At 63.0% G+C, this 15,957-nt stretch carries 13 protein-coding genes; 8 read left to right on the top strand and 5 right to left on the bottom strand.

Going from position 1 to position 15,957, the window contains the following annotated elements:
- Nucleotides 1–132: 132 nt before the first annotated feature.
- From A5766_RS18670 to A5766_RS18660, 3 genes are read right to left on the bottom strand one after another with little or no spacing between them, the layout of a single operon-like run.
- Nucleotides 133–477 (bottom strand): DUF3349 domain-containing protein, encoded by a 345-nt coding sequence (locus tag A5766_RS18670; protein WP_064862265.1) that lies wholly within the window; start codon nucleotides 475–477, stop codon nucleotides 133–135.
- A gap of 44 nt (nucleotides 478–521) precedes the next feature.
- Complete coding sequence (locus A5766_RS18665) at nucleotides 522–806, bottom strand: hypothetical protein (protein ID WP_005208589.1); 285 nt, start codon at nucleotides 804–806, stop codon at nucleotides 522–524.
- A 45-nt stretch (nucleotides 807–851) separates the two neighbouring features.
- The gene (locus A5766_RS18660) at nucleotides 852–2,084 is read right to left on the bottom strand and encodes an inorganic phosphate transporter (protein ID WP_231894724.1); all 1,233 of its coding nucleotides are present in this window, start codon (nucleotides 2,082–2,084) and stop codon (nucleotides 852–854) included.
- 274 nt (nucleotides 2,085–2,358) lie between these two features.
- On the opposite strand from A5766_RS18660, the gene A5766_RS18655 reads away from it, so the two are divergent.
- The 3 genes from A5766_RS18655 to A5766_RS18645 all read left to right on the top strand — a co-directional run bounded on the left by A5766_RS18655 (nucleotide 2,359) and on the right by A5766_RS18645 (nucleotide 5,944).
- The gene (locus A5766_RS18655; RefSeq protein WP_064905892.1) at nucleotides 2,359–3,429 is read left to right on the top strand and encodes an LLM class F420-dependent oxidoreductase; all 1,071 of its coding nucleotides are present in this window, start codon (nucleotides 2,359–2,361) and stop codon (nucleotides 3,427–3,429) included.
- Between the two features lie 173 nt (nucleotides 3,430–3,602).
- Nucleotides 3,603–4,748: a glycosyltransferase gene (locus tag A5766_RS18650; protein WP_064905907.1), complete on the top strand. Its 1,146-nt coding sequence runs from the start codon at nucleotides 3,603–3,605 to the stop codon at nucleotides 4,746–4,748.
- On the top strand, nucleotides 4,745–5,944 hold the full coding sequence (locus tag A5766_RS18645) for a lipase family protein (protein ID WP_156527516.1): 1,200 nt from the start codon (nucleotides 4,745–4,747) through the stop codon (nucleotides 5,942–5,944). Before A5766_RS18650 ends, A5766_RS18645 begins: the two co-directional genes overlap by 4 nt.
- A gap of 35 nt (nucleotides 5,945–5,979) precedes the next feature.
- On the opposite strand, the gene A5766_RS18640 is transcribed toward A5766_RS18645, so the two are convergent.
- Entirely contained in the window at nucleotides 5,980–7,143 is a 1,164-nt protein-coding gene (locus A5766_RS18640; protein WP_064905888.1) for a hypothetical protein, read from the bottom strand.
- Nucleotides 7,144–7,248: 105 nt separating this feature from the next.
- Nucleotides 7,249–8,253 (bottom strand): cellulase family glycosylhydrolase, encoded by a 1,005-nt coding sequence (locus tag A5766_RS18635; protein ID WP_197501548.1) that lies wholly within the window; start codon nucleotides 8,251–8,253, stop codon nucleotides 7,249–7,251.
- A 459-nt stretch (nucleotides 8,254–8,712) separates the two neighbouring features.
- Here A5766_RS18635 and A5766_RS18630 point away from each other — a divergent pair, with 459 nt between their 5' ends.
- From A5766_RS18630 to A5766_RS18610, 5 genes are read left to right on the top strand one after another with little or no spacing between them, the layout of a single operon-like run.
- Nucleotides 8,713–9,861 (top strand): hypothetical protein, encoded by a 1,149-nt coding sequence (locus tag A5766_RS18630; RefSeq protein ID WP_082965569.1) that lies wholly within the window; start codon nucleotides 8,713–8,715, stop codon nucleotides 9,859–9,861.
- Nucleotides 9,845–11,623, top strand: coding sequence for a glycosyltransferase (locus A5766_RS24075; protein ID WP_082965568.1), 1,779 nt, complete (start codon nucleotides 9,845–9,847; stop codon nucleotides 11,621–11,623). The genes A5766_RS18630 and A5766_RS24075 overlap by 17 nt, the downstream gene beginning before the upstream one ends.
- An 8-nt stretch (nucleotides 11,624–11,631) precedes the next feature.
- Complete coding sequence (locus tag A5766_RS18620) at nucleotides 11,632–13,752, top strand: GDSL-type esterase/lipase family protein (RefSeq protein ID WP_064905886.1); 2,121 nt, start codon at nucleotides 11,632–11,634, stop codon at nucleotides 13,750–13,752.
- The gene (locus A5766_RS18615; protein WP_064905884.1) at nucleotides 13,749–14,552 is read left to right on the top strand and encodes an SGNH/GDSL hydrolase family protein; all 804 of its coding nucleotides are present in this window, start codon (nucleotides 13,749–13,751) and stop codon (nucleotides 14,550–14,552) included. Before A5766_RS18620 ends, A5766_RS18615 begins: the two co-directional genes overlap by 4 nt.
- Entirely contained in the window at nucleotides 14,549–15,955 is a 1,407-nt protein-coding gene (locus A5766_RS18610) for a Wzz/FepE/Etk N-terminal domain-containing protein (protein ID WP_064905882.1), read from the top strand. The genes A5766_RS18615 and A5766_RS18610 overlap by 4 nt, the downstream gene beginning before the upstream one ends.
- Nucleotides 15,956–15,957: the final 2 nt, after the last annotated feature.

Here is a 15,957-nt window from a genome sequence, read left to right as displayed (position 1 = left end):
CCCCCCCCCCCCCCCCCCAACACACCCCCCCCGCCCGGGTGGTGGGCGGCTATCAACCCCGCCCCCCGCGGGGGGGGGCCGGGCCCGGACCGGATACTCGTGATGGCTGAGGAGTCTCAGCTCACCGTGATCTCAGCTCGGTGAGCTCAGATCCTCGGCGTCGTGTTCAGAACTCTTGGTCTCCGCCGCCAACGGCCACCCGACCGCGGCGAGCCGAGATGCCACCTGGTTGACCTCGTACTCGGTCGGCGGTTGGTCGGAGACCTTGGTGATCGCGCCCGCGATCTGCTCCTCGGTGAGTGGGGTTCCGATTCCCTGCTCGGCGGCGAGTTCCATGCACACGTGCATGATCTGGTCGTCGTCGAGCACCTTGGTCAGCAGAGCGAGCAGCGGCGGGAAGTCGGTGGGTGGGACCCCTTCGGGGTAGCCCTTGCGAATCCAGTTGACGGCGGATTCGAACAGCGACGTGGTGGCCATGATGCCTTTCGGTTCGAAATCGAAATGTCGAGTGGCGCTTGGGTTTACTTGTATGCCCAGGAGGGGAAGAGCTTGATGTCGAAGTAGTAGTTGAGCGTCTGGCGGCAGATCCACAGCAGGCCGATGACGATCACTGCCGCGACGATCGCGAACAAGACGTAGCCCAGCGCGCGCAGCGCGGGATTGGGTGCCGAGGTGGTGCCGTCGGCGTTGAGTCCGCCTTCACCGCGCGCCTCGCAGACCATGCCTACCGCGAACAGTGCGGGCAGACCTGCGCCGAGAACCAGACCGATTGCGAAAACCTTGAGAATCGATTCGAGGATGTCCATGAGATTCAGCTTTTCCTTTAGTCGTCCGTCGTCGTCTCTGGTTGCCTACGTCATCGCTGTCGGATCGGGGACCTGACGCGGACCGTCCTGCGCACTCGGCGGGATGATCGAGTTGGTCTCGTCGTCCCATTCGTCGTTGACGTTGTTGGAATCGACCTTGTTCTGCTGTGCACGCCAGTACATGTATGCCGACGCCGCGACCAGTAGGACGAAGATGACGACAGCGCCGGCGACGTCGCCGAGCAGGTGGCCGAGGCCGTAGCAGACAGCGCCGACGATGCCCGCTGCGGGAAGCGTTGTGACCCAGGCGATGACCATGCGGCCTGCGACGGCCCAGCGGACCTGGGCGCCCTTCTTGCCGACGCCGGAGCCGAGGATCGAGCCGGTGGCGACCTGCGTCGTCGACAGTGCCATGCCGGCTGCCGAGCTGGTCAGGATGATGGCGGCGGAGCTGGCTTCAGCGGCCATGCCCTGCGGGGAGCTGATCTCGACGAGGCCCTTGCCGAGCGTGCGGATGATGCGCCATCCGCCGAGGTAGGTGCCGAGGGCGATGGCTCCGGCGCAGCTGACGACGATCCAGACCGGCAGGCCGTGCTTGACCGACGATGCGCTGAGGTGACCGGTGCAGATCAGGGCGAGTGCGATGACGCCCATCGTCTTCTGTGCGTCGCCGGTGCCGTGAGCAAGGGAGACCAGCGATGCGGTGACGATCTGTCCGCTGCGGAAGCCCTTCTCCTGCTTGGAGACCAGGATCTTTGCGGTGATCTTGAAGATCAACCAGGTGCCGACCGCGGCGACGGCGCAGGCGATGAAGGGCGAGGCGAGCGCGGGGATGATGACCTTCGACAGCACGCCGTGCCAGTCGATGCCGCTCGCGCCCAGCGCGGCGATACCCGAACCGATGAGTCCGCCGAACAGAGCGTGGCTCGAGCTCGACGGCAGACCGAAGAGCCAGGTGAAGAGGTTCCAGAGGATGCCACCGACTAGGCCGGCGAAGATGATCAGTAGAGCTTCGTTGGCGTCGATGCCGGAGATCAGGGCTCCGGACTTGTCTTGTAGGTGAAGGATGTTCTTGGTGATTGTCGCCGCGACCTCGACCGAGAGGAACGCGCCGACGAGGTTGAGGATGGCCGCGATCGTGACCGCGACCTTGGGCTTGAGTGCGCCCGTGGCGATGGATGTCGCCATGGCGTTTCCGGTGTCGTGAAATCCGTTGGTGAAGTCGAAGCCAAGTGCTGTGATGACCAGCAACACGAGGACAAGCATCTCTCCGCTCATGGGCAATATCATGCTGCCCGGATTAAGGTTTCGCCTAAATTAAGTTCGACTGCCGTGTGTTTGTGACCTGCGAGTTTGCCTATCTGCACACGGTGTTCACCTAGTGTTCACCGAACTGATCGTGGGCGGACACCATTTGCGCAGCTAATGTCCGATTTGTGTGAGTGGTCTCGACCAGCTCGACCGGCGGAGGCGGCTCGACCGGCGGTCGGGGCGAGCGAGCGCTCGGGCGGGCCTGGTGCGGCGTCGAAGCACTGTGGAAGAATCCGAAACCATGACCGCTTCTGCCATCAAGCTCGGTATGCCCATCAACTACGCCGGTGATTTCCGCGAGACCATCGACAACCTCGTCGACTTCGAATCGGCCGGTGTCGCCCGCATCGCGGTGCCCGAGGCATACAGCTTCGACGCCGTGAGCCAGCTCGGCTACATCGCAGCGCGCACCGAGAAGATGGAGCTGCAGTCGGCGATCCTGCCGATGTATTCGCGCACGCCGTCGAACTTGGCGATGACCGCCGCGGGACTCGACTTCATCAGTGGTGGTCGCTTCGTGCTGGGCATCGGGGCGTCGGGGCCGCAGGTGATCGAGGGCTTCCACGGCGTGAAGTACGACTACCCGGTGGGGCGCGCGCGTGAGAACGCCGACATCTGTCGACTGATCTGGCGTCGGGATAAGACGGAGTACCGAGGCAAGCACTACACGTTGCCGTTCACCAAGGAGGATGGCGGCACAGGGCTCGGCAAGCCGCTGAAGATCATCAATCACCCTGTGCGCGAACGTATTCCGATGCTACTCGCCGCTATCGGCCCGAAGAACACTGAGCTCGCAGCGGAGATGTTCGAGGAGTTCCAACCCTTCTTGTTCCATCCCGAGTACGTCGACGTCGCCTTCGGTGAACCGCTGGCAGCGGGCAAGGCCAAGCGCGATCCGTCGCTGCCGGAGCTCGGCATCGTCGTCCAGACGACCGCGCGAGTGACCGAGGACCCCGAGCAGATCGAGAACGCGTCGCAGATGGTGAGGCACCAGGCGGCGCTCTACATCGGCGGCATGGGTGCGCGCGGAAAGAACTTCTACAACCAGCTCGCCGTGCGCTACGGCTACGCCGACGCGGCCAAGGAGATCCAGGATCTCTATCTCGACGGCAAGAAGGTCGAGGCAGCCGCTGCGGTGCCCGCTGATCTGGTGGCTGCGATGAGTCTGATCGGACCGCGCTCGCTGGTCGCCGAGCGCGTCGAGGCGTTCCGCGCGGCAGGTGTCACCTGCCTACTTGCCGCACCCGTCGCGCCGACGCACAAAGAGCGGGTTGAGGATATGGGCCAACTCGCGGAAATCTTTGCGGGTTAGCGCACGCGCTCCACTCTGCTGGTCTCAGAGGACCCTGGTTCTGTTTGCTAGATTCTTCCTACCCTTCGCGGCCAACGGGAGCATTCGCCATCGTTGATCGCGGAGCTTAAAAGGGGTCGGCTCGTGGCTATTTGTCGTCGAGTCCCAGGGGATTGGTTTGAGAAGGATGCATGATGCGGATAACGCACGCTGTCACGCTCGTCAGCCCTGACGGATCGTATGGTGGGCCCACTCGCGTCGCGTTGAATCAACTCCACGAACTGCAGTCCCGGGGCCACAACGTCGAACTCATCGCCGGCGCTCGTGGATACGATCCGGTTCCCGAATCAGTGAATGATGTGCCGGTGTCGTTACACCGGACGCGCACTGTCATTCCCCGGTCGGGCTTCGTCGGGTGTAGTTCGCCCGGCGCGCTCGGACGCCTGTGGGGCAAGCGCAACGGCGGCGTCGACGTGGTACATCTGCATCTCGCGCGTGATCTGGTCATGCTTCCGCTTGCCTACGCGGCGTTGATCGGACGGATTCGGTACGTCGTTCAACCGCACGGGATGATCGTTCCGAGACCGGGGGCGGGCGGTCGGCTCTTCGACAGGGTGCTGGTACGACGGCTGCTGCACAACGCCGAGGCAGTTTTCTACCTGACCGACAACGAGCGGCAGGGGATCGAGGAGATCCTCGACGGAGAGTCGATCAATCTCGTGCATCTGCGCAACGGGGTTCCGCTGTATCCGCAGGCGGAGCCGTTCGGCAGCGACGCCGCGGACACTCCGGAGGTGCTGTTCCTCGCACGTCTGCAGGAACGCAAGCGGCCAGCCGATTTCGTCTCTGCGGCAAAGCAACTCATCAGCGACGGGGTCGATGCGCGGTTTAACCTGGTCGGTCCGGACGGGGGCGAGGGGCAACGGATTTCCGAAGCCATCGAGGGCAGCGATCGCATCACGTGGGAGGGTCCGGTCGACCCAGAGGCCTCGCCTCAGCGATTACGGAGCGCGTCGATCTACGTACTACCTTCGGTCAACGAGCCCTATCCGATGTCTGTATTGGAGGCGATGTCCGTCGGCGTCCCAGTCATCATCGGGAACGATTGTGGGCTCGCGCCGGACGTGCGTGCGAGTGGAGCCGGCCTCACCATCGACTCGGGGCCGCGTCCCGTCGCGCAGGCCGTCGCGCATCTCATCGACAACCCGGACATCGCCCGCGAAATGGGGCGCCGAGGGCGAGAACTCATCGAGAGACGGTTCACGATGGCGTCGATCGCCGCCGAGCTCGAGCAGCATTACGGCGCGGGCTTGACGCTGCCTACAGGTTCACAGGTGTGACTGCTCGGTTCCGGGCGCTCATTGTCTGCCTTGCGTGCCTGATGTTCAGTGCCTGTGCAGGGGAACCGATTCAGTCGACGGGCCGGTTGTCGGACGCGGCTCTGCCGTCCATCGCAGCCGATGCGGTTGCGAACAGGGGCACGATCGTCAGCTCAGACGTTTTCACCGGCGTCGATCCGGCATTGTCCGCCGTCGGTACGGTGAAGCGCGCGCTGTACCACTCGACGTCGGGTGTCGATGGCCGCGGGACAGAGGTGTCCGGCGTGTTCGTCGTCCCGAAGGGTCGGCCGCCGGCAGGCGGTTGGCCCGTCATCTCGTTTGGTCACGGCACCACCGGATTGACCCGGGACTGCGGGCCGTCGCGTGATCCGTATCTACTCGGCTATTCGACCGGGCTCACCGGAATGGTCAAGGGCGGGTACGCCGTTGCGATGACCGACTACCAGGGTCTCGGGTCGCGTGGAACCCACCCCTACCTCGAGCCACGCACTGCTGCGTTCAACATGATCGACGCCGTGCGGGCGCTGCGGATACTGTTCGACTCCACCTCCACCACGTGGCTGTCCGAGGGAGGTTCACAGGGTGGGCAGGCCGCGTGGGCCGCGAACGAGTACGCAAAAGACTACGGGGCGGGACTGGACCTGGTCGGATCCGTTGCGGTGGCGCCTGCCGTCGACCTGACGGAGATCGCGGAATTGGCTGCAGCAGGCCAACTTTCGCTCGATCAGATTGCGTTGGCGCCGTTGCTGATTGCGGGTTTGCATGCGGTGTACCCTGATCTGGACCAGAGTCTCTACCTGCACGGGGAAGCGCTCAACCAACAGCGTCTGCTCATGGGCTGCAGTGAGCGGGACCGCGGCCGACGACAGGACGTCATGGTTCGGCTGACCGCCGATGACGTGCGGCCGGAATCCACAGCTGCCACTGATGATCTGGCCGCGAAACTCCGGGGATGGGCGCTACCCCAACGCAGGCTCAGTGCGCCCATCCTCGTTGTCAACGGCGCCAAAGACGCACTCATCTCGCCAGAGTGGGTAGATGCTGCGGTGTCGCGCGCGTGCAACCGCGGAGCCGTCGTCAAGCATGTTGTCCAGCCCGAGTCCACGCACACGACTGTCACGCTGGACGACGACAGCTCGAAGTGGGTTGCGGCGCGCTTCCGGGGCGAGAAGGCGCCCTCGACGTGCCAGACCTGACGACCTGCAGGGGGCGGAGGGCCAGGCTCAGGTCCTCACGCCCACGTCGAATCTTCCAGTAGGCCAACGGGATCGGCCAACAGCTCGATCATGCGATCCACCGCGGCGCGGTCGATGGCATCGGCCCGGTAGGAGATGGACAAGCAGCGAAAACCGCCTGACGCAGAACTCATGATCGTCATTCCGCGCGCCGAATCAGGGTCGAGATACCCAGCGAAGCAGCGTTGTTCACCGCTCACCCACGGAATCGCCGCCTCCGGCCACTGTCCGACGTCGGAGAACACGAGATCGATCGGTCGCGAGGTGTCATCGATTCGAGGTGTGCGTTGACAGCGGGCCTGCCACAGTCGTGGGGCCGTCCAGGCGGCAGCGCCGAACAACCCCATCGCCATCAGCGGCGCCCCCGTGGCCACGATTCCTTCGAGGTTGTCGCTCACCGCTTTTGGATGATCGGACGGAGATATGGGTAGTTGGAGTCCGAGTGCAAAGTTGCCGAGATAGAGCTGTCCCGGTGGCAGGTAGCGGCGGCCGTCGACCGCAATGCGTGTCCCGGTTGCGAATTGCAATCCCGCGATTGCGCCTGCGCGATGGGTCAGTAGTGCCCAGATCGCGGCCGAGCGTGCGCCCGGTGCGACGAGGTCGCGCCAGCGCTTCAGCTCGCGCGACGCTTCGGGGTCGATCTCGCAGATTCCTGACGCGTAGATCGGCTCAGACGACCCAGGTGATGCGATACGTCCATTCGAGGGCGGGTACGCGGCGGCATCCAGGTCGTCACCGAATGCGACCATAGCTCGCACGGCACGCGCCGTACGAGCAGGCCGGTTTCCGAACGTGCGTCTGAGTGCTTGGAGCGTCGGGGCTCGCAGTGGGCGCGCCGGGAGGTAGCTGAGCGCCTCATCGGTGGACATGTCGGCGAACACAGTCGCGGCTAGATATTTGATGAGGCCCGAATCGCCGAGGCCGTGGTGCACGTCCGCGGCGATCGTGTGCCTACCCAGATAGAGAATGAACGGTCGGCGTTCGCCGCGTCCGCTTCTGATCGTCTCGAGCATTCGGACCGGGTCGAGCGCTTCGATCTCTGCAGGGAGGTGTTGAACGATGTCCGATGCCGACGAGGGATCGTAGAGCCAACGACGTCGCGACCTGTCTGGTGTCAGAGCGATGCGGGTCTGGGGGCCGAGTGCGGCGATCGCTTCCATTCGCGCCCGCACGCTGTCGATGTCCGGCGTGTGGACAGGCGTGATTACTCCGAGGAAGCGAGAGCCCGAAAACAGCAGGTCAGTTCCTGTGACCGTGAAGCGCATCTACGGCCCCATCGTGGCCAAAAGGTTGCGCACCGCGAAGTATGCGGGCTTGGTGGAGAAATCGGTGCGACGCAGCCCGAAATGAAACTCTCCATTGGTGCTGCTCGAGTCGAAATCGCGGTAATCGAAAATGATGATGGGTCCACTATTGGGGAGGCTGTGGAGGTAGCTGATTCCGTCGGCGAGAATTTCGGCTTGCCGTGCCTCGGAGACGCCGTACTGATAGGTGGCCGAAGAACTCGCACCGAACTCGGTGAACCAGATCTTCTTCTGGCTCTGCCCGTTCGCGGCGAGGGTCGCCGTGACGGCGGAAATGGCAAGCTGCGACGAGCTGGGGTCGACCGTGGGTGCGCTGAGATTGGCCGTGCCACTGTAGGGATGCATGCTGACAGCATCGAAACTGTTGCCCGCCCCGTTCAGGTAGAGGCTTCTTACAAAACTCGCGGGTGAGATCTGCGTGGCTGAGTCGACGGCCGGTGCGGTTCCGCCGGTCAGGACGAGCGCTGCCGGATCAGCCGCCTTGATCACCGGGTACGCCGCCTTGAGCAGGGACGAGTACATGGTGGCGTCCGCTCGTGGTGCGTAACTCGCCACGATGTTCGGTTCGTTCCAGATCTCCCATGCGTTCACCTGTCCCCGGTAGCGCTCGGCAGCCAATCGCGCGAAGTTCGCGAACGGCCCGGCTGACTTGGGGCCGGGGTGGAGGTACTCCGGTCCGACTGGCACTGCGGCCCACGACGGTGTGTAGGTCAGTACGCCGATCACCAGCAATCCGCGTTGACGCGCACCCCGAATGATGGAATCCGACTCAGACCAGTCGTAGACGCCGGGGCTCGCCTCGACGATGGGCCATTCGACCGGAACGCGAAGATAAGTGAACCCATCCTTCTTGATGAGATCGAGATCACGATTGCGCGTGGCCGGTTCTCGCAGCGTGATCGAGTTGACGCCCAGTGCCGGACGTGGGGCATCTTGCTGACCGGACGCGAGAGGGGCTGGACTCACGAACTCAAAGGTGCACAAGATCACAATTGCTACCAGTGTCATTGTGATTACCGATAACGCGGGGCGCTTGATCTTCCAAGCGTGCGAAGAGGTGGCGCGATCAGGGGACGCCAACTGTCCGACCTCCTAGTTTGTGTTGCTCGAAGGTACCTTGCACCAACGTGCACCTCAAGTGCGCGACACCACCAATGTTCGCGCAGCTAAGAGAAGCGGCATTCCTTGATCGTGATGTCGAAGCAGAAATGCAGTATGGTTGAGGCGCGACCGACGGTTGTTGTTGTGTCGCGCAATCTCTTGGGGGGGGAACCAAGTGTGCGGAAAATGTCGATGACGGCTGTCTATGAGCCGTTAGGGGTGGCTCGCAGGGGTCCACTGCTTTTTGAAGCGCGGAAGCGGATTCTCGGCAGCGGGTTGTCTGAGTGTGCCCTAATCCTAGCGGGGGCCACGTGTGTCATCCCGGTGCTCGGCTACACGCTGACCGGACTGAGTGCTGTGTGCATGCTGGTCGCTCCGGCAATTCTGCTGGTGAGGCTGACCCCAGGTACAGCGTGGGTGCTGGCGCTCGCGTGCCTCGGATGCGCGTCGTACGGGGCGTCCGCGCTCGTCAACGGTGTGGCGCCGAGCGACCAGCGCGTTCTCCAATGGGCTTCATTTGCGCTGTACTTCTCCGGGTTTGTGGTACTCGCCGGTCGAAGTCTCACGCGCATATTCGCTTTGACGTTCGGTATCGCTGTCGGATCGATCGTGTTTTTCGCGGTTGTCGGATTTCCGCTGGTGAATGTCAACACTTTCGAGGACAAGTGGAAGTACGGATACGCCCCCTTCGTCTCCCTTGCCCTGTTGTATCTACTGATTCGGTTCAAGGCCACTCTGGCGATGCAGATCGCATTCATGGTGGCTCTTGCGGGCTTTAGCCTGTCTCAGAACTTCCGATCACATGCCCTGGTGTGCTTCTTCGTTGCGAGCGCGCTCTTTGTGGGCTGGGTGGGAAAACGTTTGCATCGCGGAATCCAGATGCTGGCGCTGTTCGTGCTCGCCTACCTCACGTCGTCGATCGTCACATTTGTCGCCGAATCTGGGCTCGCGGGTCAGTCGGTACAGCTCAAGCAGCAATCACAGGAGGTCGCCGGCGTGCCGGTGATTCTCGCCGGTCGTACCGAATCGCCGCTGTCGATCGCGGCGATCATGGACCGCCCGATTCTCGGATGGGGTAGCGCGGACCTGATCCCCCCGGCCGTCTTCGAGCATGGGAAGTCGCTGGCGATCACGATGGGCTTCGACCCGAGCCTTCCGATCGAGTCGATGTGGCGCCTGCCGAACGGCTCCACGTCGTTGCACTCGGTGTTCCTGACGTCGTGGGCCGAGGGTGGAGTCTTCGCCGCGCTGCTGCCGGGGTTCTTGTTCGTTGCGGCGCTCACGATCGTGTGGAACGTCTCTCGATACGGCGTCTGGGCAGCGCCCGCATTGTTGATGTCCGCACAGGCCCTATGGGACCTCCTGTTCTCGCCGATCAACTACAACCTCTTACCCATGCTGGCGATACTCGCAACAGTTTTCGCGGCTCGGAACCTCACCGGAAGGCGGCTCACGCATGATCACCAGTACTGAGCGCGTCTCGGTCATCATCCCCACCGTCGGACGCAGCAGCGTGTACGACGCTGTGACGTCTGCTCTGCACCAGACTTACCCGGTCGCTGAGGTGATCGTCGTCGTCGATGCGGCGTGCGCGCCGGATGTGCCAGACGACGACCGAATCGTGGTGTTGCACACGCCGACTCCGGCATCGGGGCCTTCGATCGCCCGTGATATCGGAGTCGCGCACAGCACCGGAAGTGTCATCGCACTGCTCGACGACGATGACATCTGGCTGCCTGAAAAACTGTCTCGGCAGCTTGAACTGCGTCCGCATACGGAGCATTGGATTGTGGCCTGCCGCTGCACTACTCGCGTCAACGGGCGTGACCTGTTGCAGCCTCGACGACTGATCACCTCCGATCTGCGTGTCGACGACTACCTGTTCACGTTCCGCGACGGGGTGCGGTTTGGCGGTTCGGGAGTGCAGGCGTCGACGATGATCTTCTCCCGTTCCGTCGTCGACAAGGTGCCGCTGAGTGTGTCGGCGGGCTCGGTTCACGACGAAGCCCGATGGCTGATGCAGGTCAAGACCGATATTCCCGACGTGCGGATCGAATCAGCGACTGAAGCGCTCGTGCGCTACGGGCGGCCACCGGAGTCGGTGTCGCGATCGTCGAAGAACCGCACTGACGAGTACATCGACTGGGGGCTCACGCATCTCGCGGAGAGCAGTGCGCGAGTCCGGGGCGACTACCTGTTCACGAGTCCGATGACCGCTGCGATCCACGCGGGCGCGGGCAAGTCTTCGCTGGCGGCGGTGCGTGCGGGAATCCGTCACGGTCGCCCGGGACCCTACGCCGTCGCCTACGCCGCAACGGGTGTCCCGAGAGCTGCGCTGGTGAACATGCGCAATGTGTGGCAACGATCAAGGAAACAAGTGAAATCTCAACCGAATACCATCACGCCGGCAACCCTGCCGGCGCCCGTCGAGACCGAGACCGCGTCGCCGCCGAAGGTCTCCGTCATCACCATCTGCTTCAAAGATCTTGCAGGCCTGCACAAGACGGTCGACAGTTTGCGCGCACAGGAGTACGCGGGCGAAATCGAGCACATCATCGTCGACGGAGGCTCCGGACAGGAGACAACCGATTACCTGCAGAGTTTGGAACCGCAACCAGACCACTGGGTTTCAGAGCCAGACGGCGGTCGCTATGACGCAATGAACAAGGGGATCGAGAAGGCTACCGGCGACCTCATCTGGCTGATGCATGCGGGCGACGCCTTTGCGGATCCCGATGCCGTGGATTCGATGGTCACTCTGCTGAGCGCTGAAGGTCAACCGCGGGCCAATTGGGGTTACGGACGAGTGCGCGCGATCGGTCGGCGGGGGCCGGTGCCGACTGTCTGGGGTGCCGTCCCGTTCGACACGCATCAGTTCATGATCGGATCGCAGCCGATCCCGCATCAGGCGACAGTCATCGGCGCCGACCTCGCAAAGGCCTTGGGACCCTATGATCTCGAGTTCGGGCTGGCCGCTGATCAGCTGTACCTGTTCCGGGCAACCCTGGTGAAACCGCCACTCACCGTGGCGCGGGTCGTATGCGATTTCGACAGCGGTGGTGCTGGATCGATTCGTCCGATGCGGGACAGCTTCGACGACCTCCGCCGCGGGTGGGATCTGTTCGGTGTCTATCCCTTTGGGTCCCGGAGGAAGGCGCGCCTGCACTCGCGGTATCGGCAGATTCTCGCAACGGTCGTCTTCGCACTCTCCAAGCACGGCGCAGATAGCGAATAGGTTGTGCTGTGAGTAAGTGGAAGCTGCCTCTCGACAGCACGGGATTGGGTAAAGCAGAACAGAAGTCTGTTCTGCTCGGCACCCTCTTCCGGATCGTGGGTACTCCTGCGGTCGCGCTGATCGGGCTGGCGAACACGGCGCTGATCGTGCGCCAGACCGGAGAAGCTGTATTCGGTCTGGTCTCGCTCGTCACCACCTTCAGCCTGCTGTTGCCGTTCGCCGACCTCGGAATCGGCGCGGTGGTCACGACGGCGTGCTCACGTTCCAGCTACCTGTCGCGAGACCGACTGGCTGTCAACACTATTCGTCGCGCCGTGCGCGTGCTCGGCATGGTTGCGGCAGGCATAGTCGGTCTCGCGCTCGTGCTCATGGCAACCAATTCGTGGGCGATGTTGCTGGGCAGCAGCTCCGGTAGCGCCGATCGGTACGCGATCACTGCGGCGACAATACTTTTCGCCTTGGGTATCCCGGCAGGTATCGGCATACGGATTCTTGTGGGGATCGATCGCAATCACATTGCGGTGCTGCTCACGATGGTGAACTCGTTGTTCACGCTCGCGTCCACGTGCATCCTGTACCTGCTTGGCGTTCCGCCGATCTGGTACGCAGTCTCGGGCGCCGCAGGTGTTCTCGCCGGCAGCCTCATTGCGTCGGTGGTCGCATTCCGGGCCTCCGGGCTGAGCGTGCGAACGATTCTGGAGCCACCTGACGAGGATCATCGACGTACAAAGCTTCTCGCAGGGTCGCTGTGGATCTTCGTCGCCAGCGTCGGTCTGCCGCTCGGATTGCAATCCCACAGAATCATCCTCTCGCATGTGTCCTCCCCGGAGGAATTGTCGAAGTACGCACTCATGGCTCAGGTGTACGCAATATGCTGGATGGTTTTCTCGACGGCAGGCGTCGCTCTCTGGCCGGTATTCGTGAAACGGCGCGCCGATCCGAAGGCGACGATGAAGTTGCTGCTGGCAGCTGCGGGGATCTTCGCGATAGTTGCGGCCATGGCCGGTCTGGGAATGGCAATCCTGGGCCCGTGGGCCACCGGTGTGCTCTCCGGGGACAAATTGGTGGCCACACACGCCATCGCAGTGGCTTTCGCCGCTCTGCTCGTCGTGCAATGTCTGCATTTGCCTGCCGGAGTCATGCTGACGACGCCCCGGGAAGCGCGATTTCAGTCATTCTGTATAACCGGGATGGCAATCATTTCGATTGTGCTGGGTATTTGGCTGGGATCACGTTATGGTGGTGTGGGGGTCGTCATCGCCGCGACTATTGCGGTATTGGTGGCGCAATTGATTCCGGACGTGATCTGGATACCGAAATTGCTGAGGGAGCGGACGGCCGTCGATTGGCAGCATGTGCCGGAGCAATCCGACACTGTCACGACGCCCGTTGCTCGGGGGAAAACCACGATGATCAACCGCAGGACATTGTCGAAGCCGTTGGCACACGGATTCTTTGGCCGTTCCATCGCTCAGTTCGGCATGCTGTTCCTCGCCCTTGTCGTCGGTGCGACGGGAGCCTTTGCGGTGGCTCGGGAACGTCCGGCAGGTGTCGCCGCGACTGCGCAGTCGTCGCCTGCGCGGATCGCAGTCATCGGCGATGGGTGGAGTTCTGGCGTCAACGGTACGACCAACTGGCCGTCGGTGTTCGCCGAAGGCAATCAGTACGTGATTGCCAATGTGAGCCGGCCGTATTCTGGTTACGTCGGAGGCGAGGGTGAGAGCGGACCATTCTCGGCCCAGCTCGAGCAAGCGCTCGCCGCGCGCCCGAACCTCATCGTCGTATTCGGAGGCATATCCGATCTCGGGAAGTCCTCCAGCATCATCAGCCAGGCGGCCCGTGACCTGTTCGTGCGAATCGGGCAACGCGCACCCGACGCCAAGCTTGTGGTACTAGGGCCCATGTGGCACACCCCGCGACCGACTGAAGTCGCGGTACGCATATCCAAAGCGGTTCAGGCGGCGGCAGACTCGGTAAGCGTGCCTTTCGATGAGCTCGTCTATCAGCGCTGGCTTGCCGGAGACGGCGCGGTGCAGCCAGACGAGTTCAACCTCACCGACGCGGGGCAACGCACACTGGCCGCGCATCTTGCACCACTCGTGACCGCGCCGATCGAGGGCAAGAAATGACCGGGTGGCAGCGCAGCTACGCGATGGCCATCGCGTCGATCGCGGTTGTCGTCGGTGCGTTGGTGATCGCGGTGCTCGTGCGTCCGGCGCAGCCCGTCTCCGCGCGAGCTGAGTTGGTCGGGCAAACGACATCCGCTCCCAGCGTGAGGCAGTCAGTGCTCTTCTTTGGTGACGACTACACCATCGGCCCCGGATTCGAAACCGACTCCGGCTACGCCTGCCTGGCTGCTGCGGCGCTGAAGATGGACTGCAATCTGAGCGCGCAACCAGCGACTGGGTTCATCTCAGGTGGCGACGGCCAACGACTGCCGTCCGTTGTCGGGGGGACTGAGCCCGACTCGACATCGATTATCGAACGAATTCCGGAGGCGCAGAGCAAGTTCCGTGCCGACGTCATCGTGTTCGACGGTGGAAGGAACGACGTGCGCTTCGGGCAGACCTACTTCAGCAACGTGTTCACCTACACGTTGGAGCAGGCCAAGCAGGTCTGGCCGAAAGCGAAGTTCGTGGTGATAGCGCCGTTCTTCGTCACGCGCATGGCGGTCCAGGTGCCACACGGCGACGGAACATACGGAGATCTGATCCGGTCGATTCTCGCCTCGACGCCGGACCTCAACGACGTAGCCCTCATTGATCCCGCTCGGCTCGGCTGGCTGTCGGGGATCAAGAGATCATCGCTGCTCGCCGACGACAGGATCGACCCCAACGCGAACGGGCACCAACTGCTCGGCAAAAGGCTTGCCCCCGCGCTGGCGAATGCGATTGCAGGGCAGGAACCGATTGCAGGGCAGGAAAAATGAACGACACCCTGCGCGAGTATGCACGCGCCATCCGTCAGTGGTGGAGAGTCGTCGTCGTCATCACGCTGGTGGTCGTCGGTCTCGGTGCGGGCTATCTGCTACTGAAGCCCGTCAAGTACGAGGCAACAGCGGTGTTCTTCGTATCGACACCTCGCGACGACGCCGGTACGCAGTATCAGGGGGACGCGTATGCACGTGCCCGCATGCTGTCGTACGTGCCTCTGGGACAAAGTCTCGACCTTGCTCGCGAAGTCGTCGCGAAGACTCGTCTCGACATCGATCCGGGCGTGCTGGCCGCCAGCACCGCCCTCAAGCCTGAGACAGAGTCTGTGCTTCTGGTTCTGACGGTGGACACGTCGTCGCCGCAGACCGCATTGGTTGCGGCCCAGGGTTACGTACCGGTGTTGCAGCAGCGGGTCAACGACCTGGAAAGTGTTCCGGGAGCGCTGAATCCGCGTGCCGAACTGAACGTGGTGCAGTCGCCGACGGTCAGCGGGACCCCAGCGGGTACTGCGGCGTGGATGGTCTTGGGTGCGACGGCGGTTCTCGGTTTGTTCCTGGGATTGGCGGGCGCGGTCATCCGCGCGTTGGTCGACACGAGGGTGCGTACGGCGCAGGATGCGGCAGCAGCGTCGGCGTCGAGAGTGCTGGTGGAATCGCAGGCGCCGACGAGCGTCGATCCGGTCCAAGATGCTCATGCCGACGTGTTGTTCGAGAACGCGCGAATCCTGCGCGGCGTGGTGAACGATTTCGCGCCTCAGGGGGGAGTGGTGGAGATCCTCGGTCGTGCCGACGACGCGACGCCGTACTCGCTCGCGCTTGCGATGGTGACAGCTCAGGCCGGAAAGTCGGTGGTGGTACTGGAATTCGCGCGAGAAGCGCGATTACAGACCGAGTTTGATCTTGCCGGATCGCCCACCATCGAGGACGTGCTCGAGCGCGATGCAAGCTCTGTGCCCGAGTTCGCCTCCTGGAATGGCGTCCACATCGTGCCGACAGGGCGGCAGTTCGCTGATGTCACCGGCGGTGTGGTCGACGATCCACGTGTGTCCGGCCTGATCGATGACCTACGTGCTCGATTCGACTGGGTCATCCTCGACGTGCCCGACGCCTACAGGCGCAGCGACGCCGTGCGGATCGCGCGAATCGGTCCGATCTGCGTCGTCGTCTGTGGGCAGGGCAGAACGACCGTGGAAGAGCTCACTTCTTTGCGTGAGGAAGTGGATTCAATTGGTGGGCGTTGCGTGGGACTGATCTACCAAATCCCCGCGATAGCCGCGCAGTCAGAAAACAGTTCAACCGGGAACAGATCAACCGGGAACAGCAGCCAGGACGTATCCGGAGAAACAACTGCCGCCGAGGTGGTACCGAGAGACACGCCTTCCTCGAGTGGCGTTAGTTAGAG

The sequence above is a fragment of the Gordonia sp. 852002-51296_SCH5728562-b genome (assembly GCF_001665475.1).
Lineage (GTDB): Bacteria > Actinomycetota > Actinomycetes > Mycobacteriales > Mycobacteriaceae > Gordonia > Gordonia sputi.
This window is presented reverse-complemented; position numbering and strand designations above follow the sequence as displayed.

Bases quoted from the DNA above. Each gene is read 5' to 3' on its own strand.
- A5766_RS18615 (WP_064905884.1), top strand. From the start codon at position 13,749: ATGACCGGGTGGCAGCGCAGCTACGCGATGGCCATCGCGTCGATCGCG.
- A5766_RS18670 (WP_064862265.1), bottom strand. From the start codon at position 477: ATGGCCACCACGTCGCTGTTCGAATCCGCCGTCAACTGGATTCGCAAG.
- A5766_RS18610 (WP_064905882.1), top strand. From the start codon at position 14,549: ATGAACGACACCCTGCGCGAGTATGCACGCGCCATCCGTCAGTGGTGG.
- A5766_RS18655 (WP_064905892.1), top strand. From the start codon at position 2,359: ATGACCGCTTCTGCCATCAAGCTCGGTATGCCCATCAACTACGCCGGT.
- A5766_RS18665 (WP_005208589.1), bottom strand. From the start codon at position 806: ATGGACATCCTCGAATCGATTCTCAAGGTTTTCGCAATCGGTCTGGTT.
- A5766_RS18660 (WP_231894724.1), bottom strand. From the start codon at position 2,084: ATGAGCGGAGAGATGCTTGTCCTCGTGTTGCTGGTCATCACAGCACTT.
- A5766_RS24075 (WP_082965568.1), top strand. From the start codon at position 9,845: ATGATCACCAGTACTGAGCGCGTCTCGGTCATCATCCCCACCGTCGGA.
- A5766_RS18650 (WP_064905907.1), top strand. From the start codon at position 3,603: ATGCGGATAACGCACGCTGTCACGCTCGTCAGCCCTGACGGATCGTAT.
- A5766_RS18640 (WP_064905888.1), bottom strand. From the start codon at position 7,143: ATGGAAGCGATCGCCGCACTCGGCCCCCAGACCCGCATCGCTCTGACA.